Below are 16,691 nucleotides of genomic sequence, written 5' to 3'. Positions count from 1 at the left end.
ACTTTTATACTTGTGCGACCTATGCATTAGGTCGTTAATTTGGCGTAGACAAGGAAGAACACCATGTTCTCTCCTACGATTGCATAATTAGGCACCCGATAGATCAGATCCACAACGATAAACGCGGCCATTATCCCCAGCATAAACACCAAGTGACGCGGACGTAGCCGCAGATGAGCATGTCTGTATCGGTGGAACACCAGCGAGGTGGACAGAAAATACAGCAGAACTGAACCAAATACAAAGGCCAACATGAAATCATAATTGAGTTCATCCAGGTATAACAATTGAATGGAAGCGGCAATCATGCTCATGGATATATAGATGAACAGATGGCCGTATATGATCGCTTGCCCGGCGGTCTGGATCTCTTTACTGACCTTTTTCTCAACATTATCAAAATACTGCCACCACATCGCAATCACGAATATGGATGTAAACGCCGCGAACAGAACAGATCGTACATCCCAGTGATCCATTTGCAGCACGGCAATGATACTGACGACCGACTCACCGAGCAGGATGAGAGTGAACAGAGCGAAACGTTCCAATAAATGATGCGTGTGTATCGGCACCTTCACCAGATTTTTGCGTCCGATGAGCGGGAGAATGATATCCACGGCAATTCCCACGTACAAAATCGCATATCGCAGCCACGAATCAAAGAACAGGGAACCTGTTGAGATCAATATGCCGATGATGAAGCATACGCCCAGATAACGGGCGGCTTTTTGTCGATGTTCGCTTTTGGAATTATGAATCATAAAATATTGAATGGCTGTAAGTGCCCTCGAACCGATATAACCCGCAAAGAAGGGAAGATAGTATTGATCAAAATCAACCGAGAGGCTCGCCGTCATCACCAGAACGGACAGGAGTTGAAGGATAAGAAAGACTCGATGGATGAAGATATCCTGACCATAACGGTTAATAAATAGGGTCTGACCGACCCATGCCCACCAGACAGGAATGAAAATCAAAACAAATTTCATCAGGTATTCAAACGAAATCACGCCGTGTTCGGCATGCAGCAGGACATGACCCGCTTTGGAGACCGCTGCTACAAAAAGCAAATCATAGAACAGCTCCAGCCAGGTAACCTTTTTCTCCATCATCCTTCAATGCTCCTTTAGTTGAACTCATATCAAAAATGATTACTTGTTCTGGGCTATTCTTTAACGTGCCATCATAGAATGCGAAGGCTCTAGCGTTCTTACCTGGATGGGCTGCAAATTGCCTTCGATTTGGGCGCGATATGGCTCAAACCACTCAGGCAGCATGAGTTTCTGACCAAGCGACTCCGCAGGCTCATCTTTCGCAAATCCAGGAGGATCGGTAGCAATTTCGAACAGGATTCCGCCAGCTTCTCTGAAATAGATTGCGTTAAAATATTGACGGTCCCGAACTGGGGTTGGCTGATAGCCGTACTGTTGTACAGCTTCTCTCCACTGCTCGTGCTCTGCAAAATCTTTGGCACGCCACGCAATATGGTGGACCGTCCCTGCTCCGCCTGCCCCCAGAGCCATCCGGGTGACAGGAACATCCACGACATTACCGATATCTCCGACGGACCGGAATCGTACATACTCCTCATCTTCATCTACTTTGGTGAATCCGAGTATTTTGTCCAGCGCATCCATCGTTCTCTGCGGATTGACGCTGAACAGCACGGCACCTCCAAATCCTTTGATGGCTTTGTCCGCGGGAATGCCTTCATGCACCCAAGTGCTGGCTGGACCTTCTTCACGTTCTACCAGCTCAAGACGCAAGCCCTCACTGTCTTCAAATTGCAGCAGCTCTTCGTTAAAACGACTTGTTTTGGTTACCTCAATGTTATACTGCTCCAGCCGGTCCTGCCAGAAGCCAATAGTCCCAGGTGGAATCACATATGAGGTGATGCCGACCTGACCGCCACCAATTTTACCTCGCGGTGATCCGGCTGATGGGAAGAACGTGATAATGGTACCTGGACTTCCGTTCTCATCCCCAAAGTACAGATGGTACACATCCGGTGCATCGAAGTTAATCGTTTTTTTCACAAGACGAAGTCCCAGAACTCCAGCATAAAAGTCGACATTGGCCTGCGGATCGCCCGCAAAAGCTGTAATATGGTGAATACCTGCAGTTTGAATGGTCATCATCATTTCCTCCTAGGATTATAGATCATTTATATTATCTTAATATTAAGATATTAAACCGAGCTGATTCAGCTATTATTTTGTTGGGCCTGTTCCTGTTTCAGTTTATCCGGAGTGACGTCGTCGCCGTTCGGATCATAGATGGTTACATTCAGCAGAATATCATTGATCGAACCGCGAAAGGTTTGCAGATATTCCTGGCGCAGACGAATTTGTTCCGCTTTCTCCATCTCCGTCAACCCTGCGGCTTTGGCTTTTCTTGAAAGCTCATTTATTCTGGTCAATGTTGGAATCATCATCTTGATCTCTCCTCGTAAATCGGAATTAAGATATTTGTTTTTCTCGGTGTAATTATATTCAAATTAAATATCTTAATTTAAAGATAAATGATTTATGACCCGTTGTCAACCGTTTTCTCCCATTTCAAAATAAAATGAAAAAAGGGCCTACTCCAAAGTTAGACCTTAGAGTAAGCCCTTCTTATATTTAGATATATGTTAACCCAACTTCTGACCACAGTTTGGACAGAAATTGGCTCCTTCATTCTTGGCGCCACAGTTCGGACAGAAATTCGGCTTTTTATTGTCTCCAGACGAAGAAGATGCACCTGCATCGCTGTTTTGATTAGCCGCAGGCTTTTGCTCCGAATTCTGATTCTGGTTGTTCTGGTTCTGATTCATGTTCTTCATCATTTCATTCGCCATGTTCATTCCCATCATCATGCCCGCCATATCTGAAGCAGCGCCGCCGCCCTTAACTTTACCGGATGAGATGCCATCAGTCATGCTGACCTGCTGATACTTTTGCAAATTGCCGATCATTTCATGTGAAGCAGTCTTCGTAATCATATCCTGAATCTCCTGCGGATAATTGAAGCTCATCACCTGGAAGCCTGTAATTCCGATCCCGATGTCCATCATTTGCATATCCAGATCTTCCTGAATTCCTTTGGCAATATCTGAAGCATTCGCCTGCAGGTTGAACATATCCTTACCCTCACGGCTAATCCATTTCATTAGCAACTGATCCAGCACAGACGTAATCCGGATCTTAACATCCTCGACCAGATAGCTCTGCTTGATACCCGCGATTTTATCGATCAATGTAACATAGTCGCTCACTTTAAAATTAAACGTACCATTCGCACGAACCGGCATCCCGCCTGGAAGTTGAGGAGTCGGAATCAATACCGGGCTTTGCGTGCCCCACCGAACCGTAAACTCCTTCGTATTCACAAACAGCACTTCAACCCGCATGCCGCTGTTGAATCCGAACTTGAATCCTTTTAAGGTAGACAGAAACGGAATGATCTCGGAATCGATATTAAACGACCCTTCGTCTTCGAAAATCCCTTCCACCTTGCCGTTATTCAGGAAGATCGCATCCTGTCCCGAACGGATAATCAATTTACTTCCCTTCTTGATCTCACGGTTACTCCACTTCCAGAAAATCATGTCATCTCTGAACTCTTCCCATTCCACCACATTCGAAAATTGATTTTTGAAAAATCCCATACTCGTTCCCATCCCTTCTATAGTAAGCATTTTGCATCATCATGGCATAAGCTAAGTTGTTGTTTTTCCTGCTAGAAAGATCTGCTGCTACCACTGTGCGAATGGCCGCCTCGGGTGGTACCTCCCCCACCTCCACCGCCTCCGCCACCGTTATTGTTGTTCTTCTCAATTTTGCGTTTGGTTACGGTAGTACGGATATACCGATCCTGACGATCGATCACACTGGAATTACTTGAATCCTCATAAGTAGCACGATTAACTGTAACTCGCCCACCGGAACGATAGGCCATTACCCCAACAGCAATACCTCCAATCGCTACTGACGCAACAAGTTGGAACCAAATATTGAAGAGGATATTATCTGGATTTACTCCCGGTCTAATTCCCATATATTCGTAGGACAGCTTGATATACTTTTCAAAAGCCAGTTTATAATTACCGTCCGTTACATCTGGTGCAATCTTAGCTGTGATTTTATCGGCTCTGCCGTTGTCGATATACTCTTTCCCTTTATAAAAACCAGCAAGATACATCTTACGGTTATACATATCAATTGTTAAAATAACTGCATTGCCATGAGCCTTATCGTAACCAAGCCCCTGATCATCGTAGAAATCCTCGGTCAGCAGTATTTCACTCTTTTGCTCCTCATTATTTGAGGTGTAAATAACGAAGTCCGTCTGCCTCTCCGCCCCATACTCATTCGCCAATGCATTCAGTTCACTTTTCTCCTGCTCGTTCAGCAGATTAGCCTCATCGTAAATCAGGTTTTTGCTGTCGGCTGCCGATACCACTGACATTGGGATCAATGGAGACACGAGAGTAATCACCAATAAAATGAGCGTTGCCATCCATGCCAGATTTTTTCTTTTTCTCAAAGGAATCCACCTCCCATCATCCAGGAGACCAGTTTCAATGACAACAAGGAAACGGCTGAAATTCCTGCGAACCATCCGGCAACTTTAGCTTTGCTAATAGGCGGCTTACCCACCACTTTCCCCGTCTGGCCATTCATGGCAAAGGTATACTGCGAACGATTGTAGTCATAGTAAACCATCCACACCGGGAGCAGCACATAGTCTGCATTTTTTAACGTAGTATCAATCTGTTTGTCCGTGTAGCTGACACTGTTATAGCCTGAAACCGTTGATGCAATATAAGAATCAATATAAGAGCTCGTTTTTTCCTTGGCGCGCGGGTATAATTCCTCATCCGTATAACTATATTTTTCCGCAATATACCCGGCGAGATACGGGGTTTTGAAAAGCTTTAACTGGTTATAAGGAAAAGGCTCCAGCTTATCCATCAGTTCATCTTTCATTTTCTCCGAAGCATCAATGGGCAGATTCACATAATTCAGCCGGATTCTCCGGTAAATATCGAAATGCTGCGTTTCCGTGTAATGGTAGTCACCCTGCGTGTAAGTTCTGATTTTTGTGCCACGGCCATGAACTTCGATTTTATTATGTAACTCATATAACCAGAAGGGCACGTACATCCCGGTAATGCTCTTGACCCGGTCAGCCGTCATGAATCCACTAGGTGTCAGCAAGCCGTTTCTGCACCACTTTTTGAACGCCTGCTTGGCCTCATCCTTACTGATCGAAAAGGGTAAGACCATGGCCGGTGCCAGATCTCCCGTCAGTCGATCACTCAGCACAACGGCGGCTCCACAGAAGCTGCATGTCGTTGCACTTGTCTCCGGCTCAGTCACAATATCCGCGCCGCAGCTGTTACAGTGATACTCCTTGACTTCATTCTCCGTGAACACCTGTTTCTTCAGCGGATCGGGGATCTGTTCGATATTATCTTGTCGTCCGCAGCTGGGGCAGGATAACGCTCCAGTTGCACTGTCAAAAAGCATTCCACTGCCGCAGTTGGGACACTTGTACTCGATTACCGGCATTTGCTCACCTCAATGTTTAACGAAATGTATGACATATTATATATCGTTATTTATCTTCCAATTTCTTCTGAATTGCTGCAAGCTCTTCCTCTGGACTCGGCGTCACCTGTCCATTATTACCCGCTTCGGCATTCATTTGTTGCTCCAACTGTGCAATTAGCACATCCAGATCTTCTTCCTGTACCCCAGCACGAAGTTCAGCCAAAGCCTCAGCTTCGTTAAGTGCCTGATTCGCCTTGTCTTCCATCGCCTTCAAAGTAGCACTAGCACTGGCAGCCGAAGCGTTCCGTTCATTGGCCTGTTGTTGCGCATTGGCAGCCGCCATCCTGCCCTTCAGCTCCGTATGCCGAGCTTCCAATTGCCCCATATCCGCAACCAGCTTCTCGTGCATATGCTTCATCACTTTGGCCTTGGCAGAAGCCCGATCATAGGCAGCTTGTAATTCATTCAGTTTCTTAGTCTGCGCTGCCTTCTTTTCCAGAAAACCGCGTGCCTTGTCTTCATCACCGGACTCCGCAGATTTCTCTGCATACCGCTGTAATTTCTTAATCTCTGCACTGCATTCGTCCAAAGCCCTCTTCGCCCTGCTCTCATCCGAGAGAACCGCAGCCGTCTCTGCCTTCACCTGACCCAGATCACTGCTCAAGCTCCGCATATATTCATTCACCGTCTTCTCCGGATCTTGCGCCCGAGCCAGCACATGGTTCACATTCGCTTTCATCACGTCCCTAAACCTCGATAAGATTCCCATCATTCGTTCCTCCTTCGATCAGTTCATATGTACTATAATACATGAATATGAGGTTGAAGGTTTCATTTACTGCCACTGCAACAATAAATCTGAAGTAATCCAAGCGTGACATAATCTCCTTACGTTATAAAAGAAAAGACGATCGCCTATGGCGTCGCCTCATTAACTAAAACTCTTCGAAATCATTGTGTTCATTTTCGGCATTTACAGTTCTTCTATAAATTTGATACTTTCCTCTGCAATTAGATCAGGATCAGCATCATGAACGTAATGACCATTATGTAATAACAAATAGCGACCATTCTTCACAGACTCAACGTAGTTTACTAAGTAATTTTTCCAGTTCTCGACAGGTAATTGCTCTCCATTAGATATAAAAAAATACATGGGCACATCCGGAATACCTCGTTCTAAAACTTGTGCTGCATTATTCCTAATCATTTTAACTTCTTCATTCATGTTCAGTGTCTGCGTTTTCTTATAAAATAATGCCCTATATATCTCCTCCTCTTGGGAGGACAACCGCTTCTCTTCAATTGCGGCGGACGAGTTAACGATGTCGGAAAAAAAACGAGTTATTCCGACACGAGCTCCTAGGCCTGTAAGACTCCTCATACCAGCTGAAGGTAGAGGATACTCTTCATAAACTTGTGGAATAGCAGGATCAAGACCAATGATAGCCTCAACTTCGTTTGGATACATTTGTGCCCAATATAGTGCTTCTATACCCGACATAGAATGCGGAAATAACACATAGGGCGGTGTTTCTCCCGTTAACATCAGAGCTGTTCTGGTTTCTTCCAACATCGTATCGATATCACGGGGGACCTTTGCAGTTGCACTGAAGCCGTAGCCTGCCTTCTCAACAACAGCAATCTTGTATTGATCCGACAATCTGGAATAGAGCGCCTTGAAATCCAATACAGGAGAAGATGTACCCCCACCTGACATAAAGACCAGTGTATGTTCTCCGGAACCTTCTGTATAAACATGCATTGGGTGATTATTAACATCAACCATTACACCTAGGGGTGATAGTATAGCCGATTCTTTCTTTAATTTAATTGTATGATTCATGAAACTAATCGCTATGAACAAAAGCAGGATACCCAATAAAGCCAAGGCACCATAGCCCATTCTTTTAAGTACAATTTTCATTACATTCCCCCAACATTCTGTCCCATTTCCAATTATTATAACATGTGTTCATAGATGTATACTTTACTAGGATTCTACGGGGAGGCTCTCCACCGCTGTGAAGAAGACATCCAGCAGATCGACGTCAAAATTAGCATGAACGTATTCGGCAATCTGCGCCAGTTGTGCTTCCTGTTTGATAAATTCGAATGCCGTATTCCGTGATCTTTACCACACTTCCAAGGAGGAGAGTACATTCAGATAATCTGTTTGCTTGTCAGCATAACTGAATCCGTCAGGAGCCAGGGATGCCATTCCTCTGCAAGTTGGCTATAATAAGGAAAGCCCTCTGGTCTGATGTACCAGTAGGAACCATGAATGATTTTTATAAAAGGCAGGAAAATTATGCGTACACGAGTTCATATTATTGCTCCTTACGAATCCATGACTACTATTATAGAAGAATGTATTCCGCTATTTCCCCAGTTAGCCATTCAATATAAGGTGGGCGACCTGATGAAAGGCGCCGAATTGGCGGCCCAGGCTGAACGAAACGGAGCAGAGATTGTGATTAGCCGCGGGGGTACCGCCCAGCTGATTAAGGAAGCCGTGACCATCCCCGTCATCGATGTGCAGTTGTCGGGATATGACATGATACGCTCCCTAACGCTGGCAAGCCAGTTCAACGGCCAAACCGCTATCGTTGGCTTTGCCAATATTACTTCAGGGGCACAGTCGATTATCGATCTAATGGAACTGCCTTTAAAGGTGTATACCATACGCAGCTCCGAGGATGTGGCACGGCTGCTGCTGGAGCTGAAAGCGTCAGGGTATCGTCAGATTGTTGGCGATGTTATCACCGTGAATACAGCTAAAACCTATGGAATGGAAGGGTTGCTGATCCAGTCTGGCAAGGAATCCATCCTCAGAGCGCTTGAAGATGCACAGTTGGTATATCGGTACTTGAGCAAAAATCACGCGATATCCATCATACTGAATAACCTGGTTACCAAGGAGCATCCAAATCTCATGATCTTGGACGACCAGAACGAGGTTGTATTCGAGAATTTGACTGATTTTGAACAGAATCCGCTGACTGAAAATCACATTTATCTCACCAATACCAACCTGGATTTCCACCAGTCCCAAGTTCAAAATGTGTTCATCGTGGATGATTACCAACTTACGGTGACAGCCTATGAAACGACGTTAAGTAACAAAAGCTATAAAGTATACTCCCTTGAAAAAGGACAGCCCTATGCTTTTGCACAATTCGGCATAACGGCATATACCGATATATCCATGGAACCGATCGTTGCCGAATCACCTGCCATGCAGACCGTATTGAAAAATATCCGGGCGGTTTATGAGAACCATGAACCTATTTATCTGCTAGGCGAAGCGGATTCGGGCAAGTCTTTTCTGGTAAAACATATTCATCAGATGTACTCCAGCGGTGGGCTGATGCTCCAAATCGATATTGCCCAGGTTCCTCCAGACCATTTGCACAAAATCCCCCTCTCCAAAGTTCGCAACGTGGAAATTAATCATTTGGAAGATGGCTCGAAGGATGAGGAATTGATCTCATTCATTCAGACCTGTCTACAGAGGCAGATCGGGGTATTTATCCTAGGGGAACAGGGATTGAATCTAAACAGAACGCTGGATATCGAGCTGAATACGATCATTATGCCGAGCCTTGTGGACAGACAGGAGGATCTTGCTCCACTGATTCAGCATTTCCTCAGCGATTACTACCAGAAGTATGGGACAGCTGCGGTGAAGATGAAAGAGGACGCGTTGCAGCTAATCAGAGATCAAGTGCCGCATATGACAGTGAACCAGTTGAGGCATCTTATCAAACAGGCTGCACTGAATGAACAGGATTACGTGATCTCAGCTGAGACCTTATCACATCTGCTCGGTGAACAACCCTCATCCAATACGATGAAGCTTAGTGGTACGCTGAAAGAAATCGAAAAAGAGATTATTCAATTCGTTCTACATGAGGAAAACAATAATCAATCCAAGGCGGCCGACCGCTTGGGGATTAACCGTGCCACCTTATGGCGTAAACTTAAAGAGTAACTTTAGGTTTACGCTTTTTTTACGATCATAAGTGTTGCATAATTAAACACTTATAACTATTACTTAAAATTTACAATAATTAAGTGTTGCTAAAATAAACAATATGGGATAACATAATCCCTGCAAACGCTTTATAAAAACGATTACTTCATAAGGAGCCACTACTATGAACATTAAAGCAACATTAGATCGTATTCCTGGCGGTATGATGGTTGTTCCCCTGTTGCTCGGTGCAACCATTAACACATTCTTTCCGAATGCTTTGCGAATCGGGGGTTTCACGGAAGCCCTGTTCGTAAATAGCTCAAGTACATTGATCGCCCTGTTCCTGTTGATTGCTGGTACACAAATTACGTTCAAGACAGCAGGTTCTTCGGTTGGTAAAGGCGTTACATTGCTTGTGTTCAAGTGGGCAGTTGGTGCAGTATTAGGTTTGATCGCCATCTATTTTGCGGATTCCAATGGTTTATTCCTTGGTTTGGCACCGCTTGCTATTATCGCTGCAATGACGAATTCCAATGGTGGACTGTACATCGCGCTGGCCGGACAATACGGCAAAGAGGATGACAAGGCGGCTTATCCGTTCCTCGCACTCAGCGATGGACCTTTTCTTACCATGGTTGCACTCTCTATTTTCGGTGCGATGGGCTTCGCCAACGGCATGTTCTCCCCGATGGCTTTTGTAGCCGTACTGCTTCCACTGATCGTCGGTGTTGTTATCGGTAACCTGGATCGCAACCTTGCTGAATGGCTGCACAAAGGCAGCGACAAGCTCGTTCCATTCTTCGCCTTTTCACTGGGTATGGGAATCAACTTCTCGTCCATCATTCAAGGCGGACTTAGCGGCATCATGCTGGGTGTAATTACTGTATTGATTACTGGCGGCGTCGGCTACCTGCTCTTCAAAGCCATTGGCTGGAATCCCATTGTCGGAGCTTCGGAAGGTTCCACAGCCGGTAACGCTGTAGGTACACCTGCTGCCATCGTGGCTGCCAATGCTTCATTTGCTCCAATTGCTGAAATCGCTACCGTGCAGATTGCGGCGAGTGTTGTGACAACCGCCATTCTGCTACCGATCTTCATCGGATTCCTTTCCAAAAGGCTGGAGAAATCAGGCGGTGTCGAGAAATACAATCAAAGACCGTCCACATAAATGCATTGAATTTAGCTGACCGGACTTATATTTAATTTTGATTTTCAAGGAGGGATGACTGCATGAAATTAGCCATTATTGCAGATGATTTGACCGGCGCCAATGACAGCGGGGTGCAGCTTGCCCGTCATGGATTAAAGACAAGCGTACTTTTCAACATGGACGAAGATAACATTCGTAATTACGATGCGGTCGTGTTTGATACCGATAGCCGTTCCATCACACCGGAGCATGCGTATCAGCGAGTTAGCCGAGCAGCCGAATTGCTGTTAAGGAACGGATTTGGCACCATTTTCAAAAAAATGGATTCGACCATGCGCGGAAACATCGGGATCGAGATCGACGCTTTGTATGATGTGGTCAAACCGGACTTCATGATGATCGCCCCAGGCTATCCCAAGAACAATCGCACCATTCTTAATGGCACGCATTATCTAAATGGCGTTCCACTGGCTGATACAGAGATTGCTAATGATCCGAAGACACCTGTGACCCTTTCGTATCTTCCGGATTTGCTCAAGCTACAGACCAATTATGAAGTGGGCGAGATTAAGGTTAGCGATCTTGAATCGGGTACAGATCATATGAAGACGCAACTGGAAACCTTTAAGGCAACCGGCATTCCCTATATCCTCGTCGACTCGACGGATGAGCAACACCTAGAGCAGATCCTTAATATCACCAGCGAGTTGGATTATACATTTGCCTGGGCAGGCTCGGCAGGTATCGCGAACTACCTTCCCACTCATTACGGCTTGGGAGCCAAGTCAGCGGAATTGATCATTCCGGCGAATCCGGGTCCGATCCTCACCGTTGTAGGGAGTGTGAACAAAAACTCTCGTGAGCAGCTCAAGCTGTTGCTACAGAAAACTAACGTATCATCCATCCCGTTCCATTCGTTCAAAGCCGTATCGGGATCGGCAGATCGTGAGCAAGAAATCGATCGTGTGTATGAGGAAGTGATGGCCAAAGCCGTGGAAGGCAATGACGTTGTCCTCTATTCAACCGCCGAACAGGTAGATATTGAACTAGCACGTGCTACGGGTGAAGTCCGAGGACTTAATCACACCGAGGTCAGCAATGAAATTGTACGGGCCATAGGTGAAATCTGTGCTAAGCTGCTGGAGAATGGGTACTTCAAAGGTGTATCCATGACGGGCGGAGATACAGCTAAACAAATCTGTATGAAGTGGAATATCAGCGGTTTCGAACTGCTCGATGAGCTTGAAATTGGTGTACCGATATCGAAATTTATTGGAATTGAGGATCTGCACGTGATTACCAAAGCGGGCGGATTCGGCAAGCCAGACGTCTTCATCCATGCGATTGAAAAATTAAAAGGAGGAGTTACCGTATGAAACCAACCGTTGGAATTACAATGGGAGATGCAGCAGGCATTGGACCCGAGATCATTATGAAAGCATTAGGCCATCAGGAGGTCTACAACAACTGCAATCCACTCGTCATTGGCGATGCAAAAATATTGGAGCGTGTCCTGCCTGTCATCGGATCGAGCCTGAAAGTAAATGCCATTCATGAACCATACGAAGCCAAGTATGAATTCGGTACTGTGGACGTTATTGATTTGGATCTCATTCCTGCAGATCTGGAATATGGAAAAGTATCTGCCGTTGCGGGAGATGCAGCATTTCAGTTTCTGGCGAAGGCCATTGATCTAGCGAAAAAACAGCAAATTCACTCCATCTGCACAGCGCCTTTGAACAAGGAAGCCTTGCACCTCGGTGGGCACCTGTATCCAGGTCACACCGAGATTTTGGCTGATTTAACGGATACCGAGGATTTCTCCATGATGCTGACTACACCCAATCTGCGAGTGATTCACCTTACGACGCATATGGGTCTGATTGATGCCATTGCGAGCATCAACCCGGAAAGAACATACACTGTGGTTAAACTGGCTCATGATACTTTGAAAAAAGCTGGCTTCGAAAATCCGCGTGTAGCTGTTTGCGGTATTAACCCGCATGCAGGTGAGAACGGATTGTTCGGTAATGGTGAAGAGGAAGAAAAGCTCCAGCCCGGCATCGAACGTGCGCAAAAGGAAGGCATTAACGTGGTTGGTCCACTTCCGGCGGATACGTTATTCTTCCGCGCTGGCCGTGGCGATTTCGATATCGTTGTTGCTTGTTATCACGATCAGGGACATGCCCCAATCAAAGTTATGGGCATTGAAGAAGGCGTGAACATTACGGTGGGTCTCAAGGGCGGTATTATCCGTACTTCTGTAGACCATGGAACAGCCTTTGACATCGCAGGCAAAAACATCGCCGATGATAAAAGCATGCTGGCCGCCATTCGTTCCGCCATTGAGCTTGCGCCAAAAACGCAAATTTAACAGCACGTATTCACATATAAAGATAAAAAAGCAGCGATTCTGTCATCACGGAAGAATCGCTGCTTTTTCTTTTTGGGTCAAAATATTTTAATTCATCGGCAAGGAACTTGTTCATAATCACTTTATTGACGATCATACCAATAGCCAGGTATGCCTCGTTCCAGACGCATCAACGCCTCAAGATAATAATAATCGCCCCAGATCGTATAATCGTCAGGTGAATCTCCACCTCTTACGGAGTATGAGCCATGCTTCAGCAGACCCTCCGCTGTATCGAAGCCCTGCGTGGAATAATGATTAATTAAGGATTTCATAGACGATTCCGCTGCTTTCCGAAAAGCCTCCCGCTCAGGATCGGCTTCATCAAGCTGTCCGGCAATTTCTAGCAAACCACAGGCAACAATAGCCGATGCAGAACTGTCCCGTTTCGGTTCAGGCGTCTGCGGGGCATCAAAATCCCAGTACGCTACTTCGTCCTCCGGAAGATGGGCAAGAAAATAACGGGCAAGACGTTTGGCTGTCTCCAGCATCTCTGCACTTTGCAGATAGCGGCTGCACAGTGCAAAACCGTATATTCCCCATGCCTGTCCGCGAGTCCAGGTAGAGCCGTCATTGTAGCCTTGATGTGTACCACCTCGAATGGCCTCTCCGGTAGCCTGGTCAAAATAAAAGGTATGATAACTAGAGTCGTCTCCACGAACGAGGAAACGGCGGCTTTTCAGCGCATGCAGCTCAGCAACGCGGCGATACTCCTCGTTATTGGTCTGCTCATACGCCCAGAACAGCAGCGGAAGATTGAGCAGGCAATCAATAATAATTCGCCCTCCGTTGTTCACATCACCTTTCCGCCCCCAGGCCTGAATCAGTCCAGCTTCCTCTCGCCAGCGTTTCATTAGCATATCGGCAGCTTCAATCGCAAGTTTTTTGGCAGCGGCATCATGCTCCACAATCCATTGTGCCTTAGAAGACAACGAATAGAGGAAGCCAATATCATGATGATCGAAAATGATTTTCTGTTCCATTCGCCGACGGAAGTTATCGACGCTATTCACGGCAGCCTCACGAAACCTCAGGTCCTGAGTATACTCCGTGCATAACCACAGGATGCCCGACCAGAACCCTGCCGTCCACTCTGTATTATCGTTAAGCACATAATGCTCATCCCCATTACTAACATGGGGAAAGCGTCCTTCAAACCGATCTATATTACGCCGAGTGACATTGAGTGCATCTTCAATAGCTTTTTTCCACATGGAACAGTTCCTCCTCTAGGCAAGTAATATTTTTCAACCCTCTTGCTGGACAAATCTGCTGTTTTGCTTATACTGGCCGGGTGTAATTCCCTCATATTTCTTAAAGACACGAATGAACGAATTGCTGTTCAGGAAACCCACCCGCTCGGATACGTCCTGGATCGTCAGTTCCTCTGCCTGTAGAATTTTCTTGGATTGCTCAATTCGATATTGGTTAATGTAATCGATCACGTTGACTCCGGTCTGTTCCTTGAAGTACTTGGAGACATAGGTTGGATGAAAACGAAACCGCTCGGATAAATGGGTCAAGCCCAAATTGACATCTGCATAACTCTCATGAATGAATTCCACCAGTTGATCCCTCAATTCCTCACTGCGGGACCGCTTGCGCTCATGCACTGTCTGGCATACCGTCTCCAGTATCCGCAGCAATTCGGACTCGATCTCCTCAAAGGTCTCACATGCAAACAATTGCCGAATCAGATCGTTGCGCTGTGTCATCTCGTTTTGATCATCCGTCTTGATCTGTTCCGTAGCTTTCAGAAAGGTACCGATCAACTCAAACATCAGACAGCGAGCCAGTTCAACAGACAAGGGCTCTCCTGCAAAATTAGTCATGAGAATTTCGTTCATCACTTCCGTGGAACGGGCATAATTGCCTGTAGCGATATAATTGATGAGCTGTCTCTCCAGATCGAGAGGGTAATACAGCTCCTCCTTGGGCCGACGAATCCGGTTCGGGTCAATAATTTGACCGATCCCCAGAATCAACCTGTATTCCAGCGCTTCTTCCGATTCACGGAAACAATCTGCGATCTCCGCAATACGGTGATGAACATGGCTAACGCCAACAGAGAAGTACACGCAGAATCGGGAGCCGATGAAACGCTGGGCTTCTTCGACTGCACGAATTAGCTGATGACTCGTATCCTCCTCACACTCCCGAATATTAATCAGGAACGCAATTCTTCCATCAATGTCCGCAGAGTATACATGACCGATTGAGCCGATCATCTCCTCCAGCACATTGGTCAGAATCAGGTGTACAAATTGATGTTTCTCCTCCTGGTCCTGCTCACGTACTCTAGAACGGAACAGTCCTTCAACATCCTCAATGTGTAGGAGCAATACGGCAAACGAATCCGTCTCGAACCGAATGCCCGAACGTTCCAGCGCCGAAGCAAACTCCTCACCCACCTGTACCCTTCCCTTCATCAACTTGGAGAGTAGGCTGCTCCGTACAACGCTTTGCTGATCCTTGAGCCTGTTCGCAAATTGATCCTGCTCTTCCCAGGCTTGCATCAGAACAGATTGCAAAATGCCATATTCATCGTCCGGCTGCTCCAGTTTCCACTTGACCTTATCCGAGATAATGTTCATGATCCTTCCCAGCGGACGGTAATTCCGTCTGGTGAACCACCAGGCTGCTACCCCACCGAGGATAAGTCCTGCGGCAACACCTCCAAGAGTAATATCGCGGATAACCGTCAGCTTCTTGGCATAGATTCGGGTAGGTATGATGGATACATACTTCCAGTCCTGGATCTTGGAAGAAATCTGCGATATGGTCACGGATTCTCCATTCCAATCGATCGTTTCCGTTCTTTTCCCAGCATCATCGAAAAGGTTAAGGTCCTCCCCATTCATGTAAGGGGTTTCAATTGATCCGGTAGAAAATAACGTCTGACCGTCGTGATCCAGAATGAACACGGTGCTCTCTTTTTCCAAACGTACATTATCAATGGCTTGCTGGAATCGGTTAGGGTCCAGGTTAACGACGAAGGTCGCAGGGCTGTCAGCGCCATTCTGGATAGGAAACGGCTGAATATAGACCAGCGTGTCTTCAATCCGTCGATCTTCACTCCGAACCTCCATCTTTCGGTACATGCTCTTACCGGAATCATGCATAAGCCGGGTCCACGCTTCCTCGGTTACATTGGTGCCCTGATAGAACATGTCATACAGATAATTTTTTTGAATGAGTGAAGAAGAGGACAACGCGATATCGGATTGTTTGATATAAATATACAGTTCACTAATCAAGCCGTTTCCGACGCGTGTAGATTTCAGGTTTTTGATCAGATCAATCCCCATGAATCTCCAGCGGGCATCCTGTTCAGACGCATGATTAATGAAGCTCATCAGTTGGGAGTCAGCCATTAATTGATTGCTAATGCTGCCAATATCACCAATCTGATTATCAATGGTTTCCTGTACCTGAGATAACAGCACCATATTAGAACGGTTAACTTCCTCTTCGAGCAACATGCGAGACTCGGCAAAAACAGCAGCACCGATCACAATCGGTATGAGCAGAATGACCATGTAAGAAATGCCCCAGGATAACAGGATGCTTTTTCTCTTCATGCGTCTCCTCCTCACATTGTGATATTTG

15 protein-coding genes are annotated in these 16,691 nt (G+C 46.1%); 5 read left to right on the top strand and 10 right to left on the bottom strand.

Annotated elements, in window-relative coordinates; translation table 11 throughout:
• Nucleotides 1-26: 26 nt before the first annotated feature.
• From AC3ITG_RS01065 to AC3ITG_RS01030, 8 genes are all read right to left on the bottom strand, one after another.
• Complete coding sequence (locus tag AC3ITG_RS01065) at nucleotides 27-1,115, bottom strand: low temperature requirement protein A (protein WP_489252543.1); 1,089 nt, start codon at nucleotides 1,113-1,115, stop codon at nucleotides 27-29.
• 60 nt (nucleotides 1,116-1,175) lie between these two features.
• The gene (locus tag AC3ITG_RS01060; protein ID WP_489254389.1) at nucleotides 1,176-2,138 is read right to left on the bottom strand and encodes a ring-cleaving dioxygenase; all 963 of its coding nucleotides are present in this window, start codon (nucleotides 2,136-2,138) and stop codon (nucleotides 1,176-1,178) included.
• Between the two features lie 68 nt (nucleotides 2,139-2,206).
• Nucleotides 2,207-2,434, bottom strand: coding sequence for a DUF896 domain-containing protein (locus tag AC3ITG_RS01055; protein ID WP_489254388.1), 228 nt, complete (start codon nucleotides 2,432-2,434; stop codon nucleotides 2,207-2,209).
• A 201-nt stretch (nucleotides 2,435-2,635) separates the two neighbouring features.
• Nucleotides 2,636-3,652, bottom strand: coding sequence for an SPFH domain-containing protein (locus AC3ITG_RS01050; RefSeq protein ID WP_489252542.1), 1,017 nt, complete (start codon nucleotides 3,650-3,652; stop codon nucleotides 2,636-2,638).
• A gap of 71 nt (nucleotides 3,653-3,723) precedes the next feature.
• Nucleotides 3,724-4,503: a TPM domain-containing protein gene (locus AC3ITG_RS01045; RefSeq protein ID WP_489254387.1), complete on the bottom strand. Its 780-nt coding sequence runs from the start codon at nucleotides 4,501-4,503 to the stop codon at nucleotides 3,724-3,726.
• 23 nt (nucleotides 4,504-4,526) lie between these two features.
• Nucleotides 4,527-5,558: a TFIIB-type zinc ribbon-containing protein gene (locus AC3ITG_RS01040; RefSeq protein ID WP_379448649.1), complete on the bottom strand. Its 1,032-nt coding sequence runs from the start codon at nucleotides 5,556-5,558 to the stop codon at nucleotides 4,527-4,529.
• 46 nt (nucleotides 5,559-5,604) lie between these two features.
• Nucleotides 5,605-6,309, bottom strand: a complete 705-nt coding sequence (locus tag AC3ITG_RS01035) for a PspA/IM30 family protein (protein ID WP_489254386.1) — start codon at nucleotides 6,307-6,309, stop codon at nucleotides 5,605-5,607.
• Between the two features lie 204 nt (nucleotides 6,310-6,513).
• Nucleotides 6,514-7,467, bottom strand: coding sequence for an alpha/beta fold hydrolase (locus tag AC3ITG_RS01030; protein ID WP_489252541.1), 954 nt, complete (start codon nucleotides 7,465-7,467; stop codon nucleotides 6,514-6,516).
• Between the two features lie 54 nt (nucleotides 7,468-7,521).
• Here AC3ITG_RS01030 and AC3ITG_RS01025 point away from each other — a divergent pair, with 54 nt between their 5' ends.
• From AC3ITG_RS01025 to pdxA, 5 genes are all read left to right on the top strand, one after another.
• A complete protein-coding gene (locus AC3ITG_RS01025) occupies nucleotides 7,522-7,671 on the top strand; it encodes a hypothetical protein (RefSeq protein WP_489252540.1) in 150 nt (49 codons plus the stop codon).
• A 180-nt stretch (nucleotides 7,672-7,851) separates the two neighbouring features.
• Nucleotides 7,852-9,534 (top strand): sigma-54-dependent transcriptional regulator, encoded by a 1,683-nt coding sequence (locus AC3ITG_RS01020; protein WP_489252539.1) that lies wholly within the window; start codon nucleotides 7,852-7,854, stop codon nucleotides 9,532-9,534.
• 166 nt (nucleotides 9,535-9,700) lie between these two features.
• The gene (locus AC3ITG_RS01015) at nucleotides 9,701-10,687 is read left to right on the top strand and encodes a 2-keto-3-deoxygluconate permease (RefSeq protein ID WP_063566472.1); all 987 of its coding nucleotides are present in this window, start codon (nucleotides 9,701-9,703) and stop codon (nucleotides 10,685-10,687) included.
• Between the two features lie 62 nt (nucleotides 10,688-10,749).
• Nucleotides 10,750-12,045, top strand: a complete 1,296-nt coding sequence (locus AC3ITG_RS01010; protein ID WP_489252538.1) for a four-carbon acid sugar kinase family protein — start codon at nucleotides 10,750-10,752, stop codon at nucleotides 12,043-12,045.
• Entirely contained in the window at nucleotides 12,042-13,043 is a 1,002-nt protein-coding gene (pdxA, locus tag AC3ITG_RS01005; protein WP_489252537.1) for a 4-hydroxythreonine-4-phosphate dehydrogenase PdxA, read from the top strand. The genes AC3ITG_RS01010 and pdxA overlap by 4 nt, the downstream gene beginning before the upstream one ends.
• A 122-nt stretch (nucleotides 13,044-13,165) precedes the next feature.
• Here the strand turns inward: pdxA and AC3ITG_RS01000 are convergent, their stop codons facing one another.
• Together AC3ITG_RS01000 and AC3ITG_RS00995 are read right to left on the bottom strand one after the other, a co-directional pair.
• Nucleotides 13,166-14,296, bottom strand: coding sequence for a glycoside hydrolase family 88 protein (locus AC3ITG_RS01000; RefSeq protein WP_489252536.1), 1,131 nt, complete (start codon nucleotides 14,294-14,296; stop codon nucleotides 13,166-13,168).
• 33 nt (nucleotides 14,297-14,329) lie between these two features.
• On the bottom strand, nucleotides 14,330-16,663 hold the full coding sequence (locus AC3ITG_RS00995) for a helix-turn-helix domain-containing protein (protein ID WP_489252535.1): 2,334 nt from the start codon (nucleotides 16,661-16,663) through the stop codon (nucleotides 14,330-14,332).
• Nucleotides 16,664-16,691 lie beyond the last annotated feature (28 nt).

Source organism: Paenibacillus sp. GL_099_B (assembly GCF_057835695.1).
The sequence above is the reverse complement of the archived record's forward strand: the minus strand, read 5'-3'. Positions and strand labels throughout refer to the sequence as shown.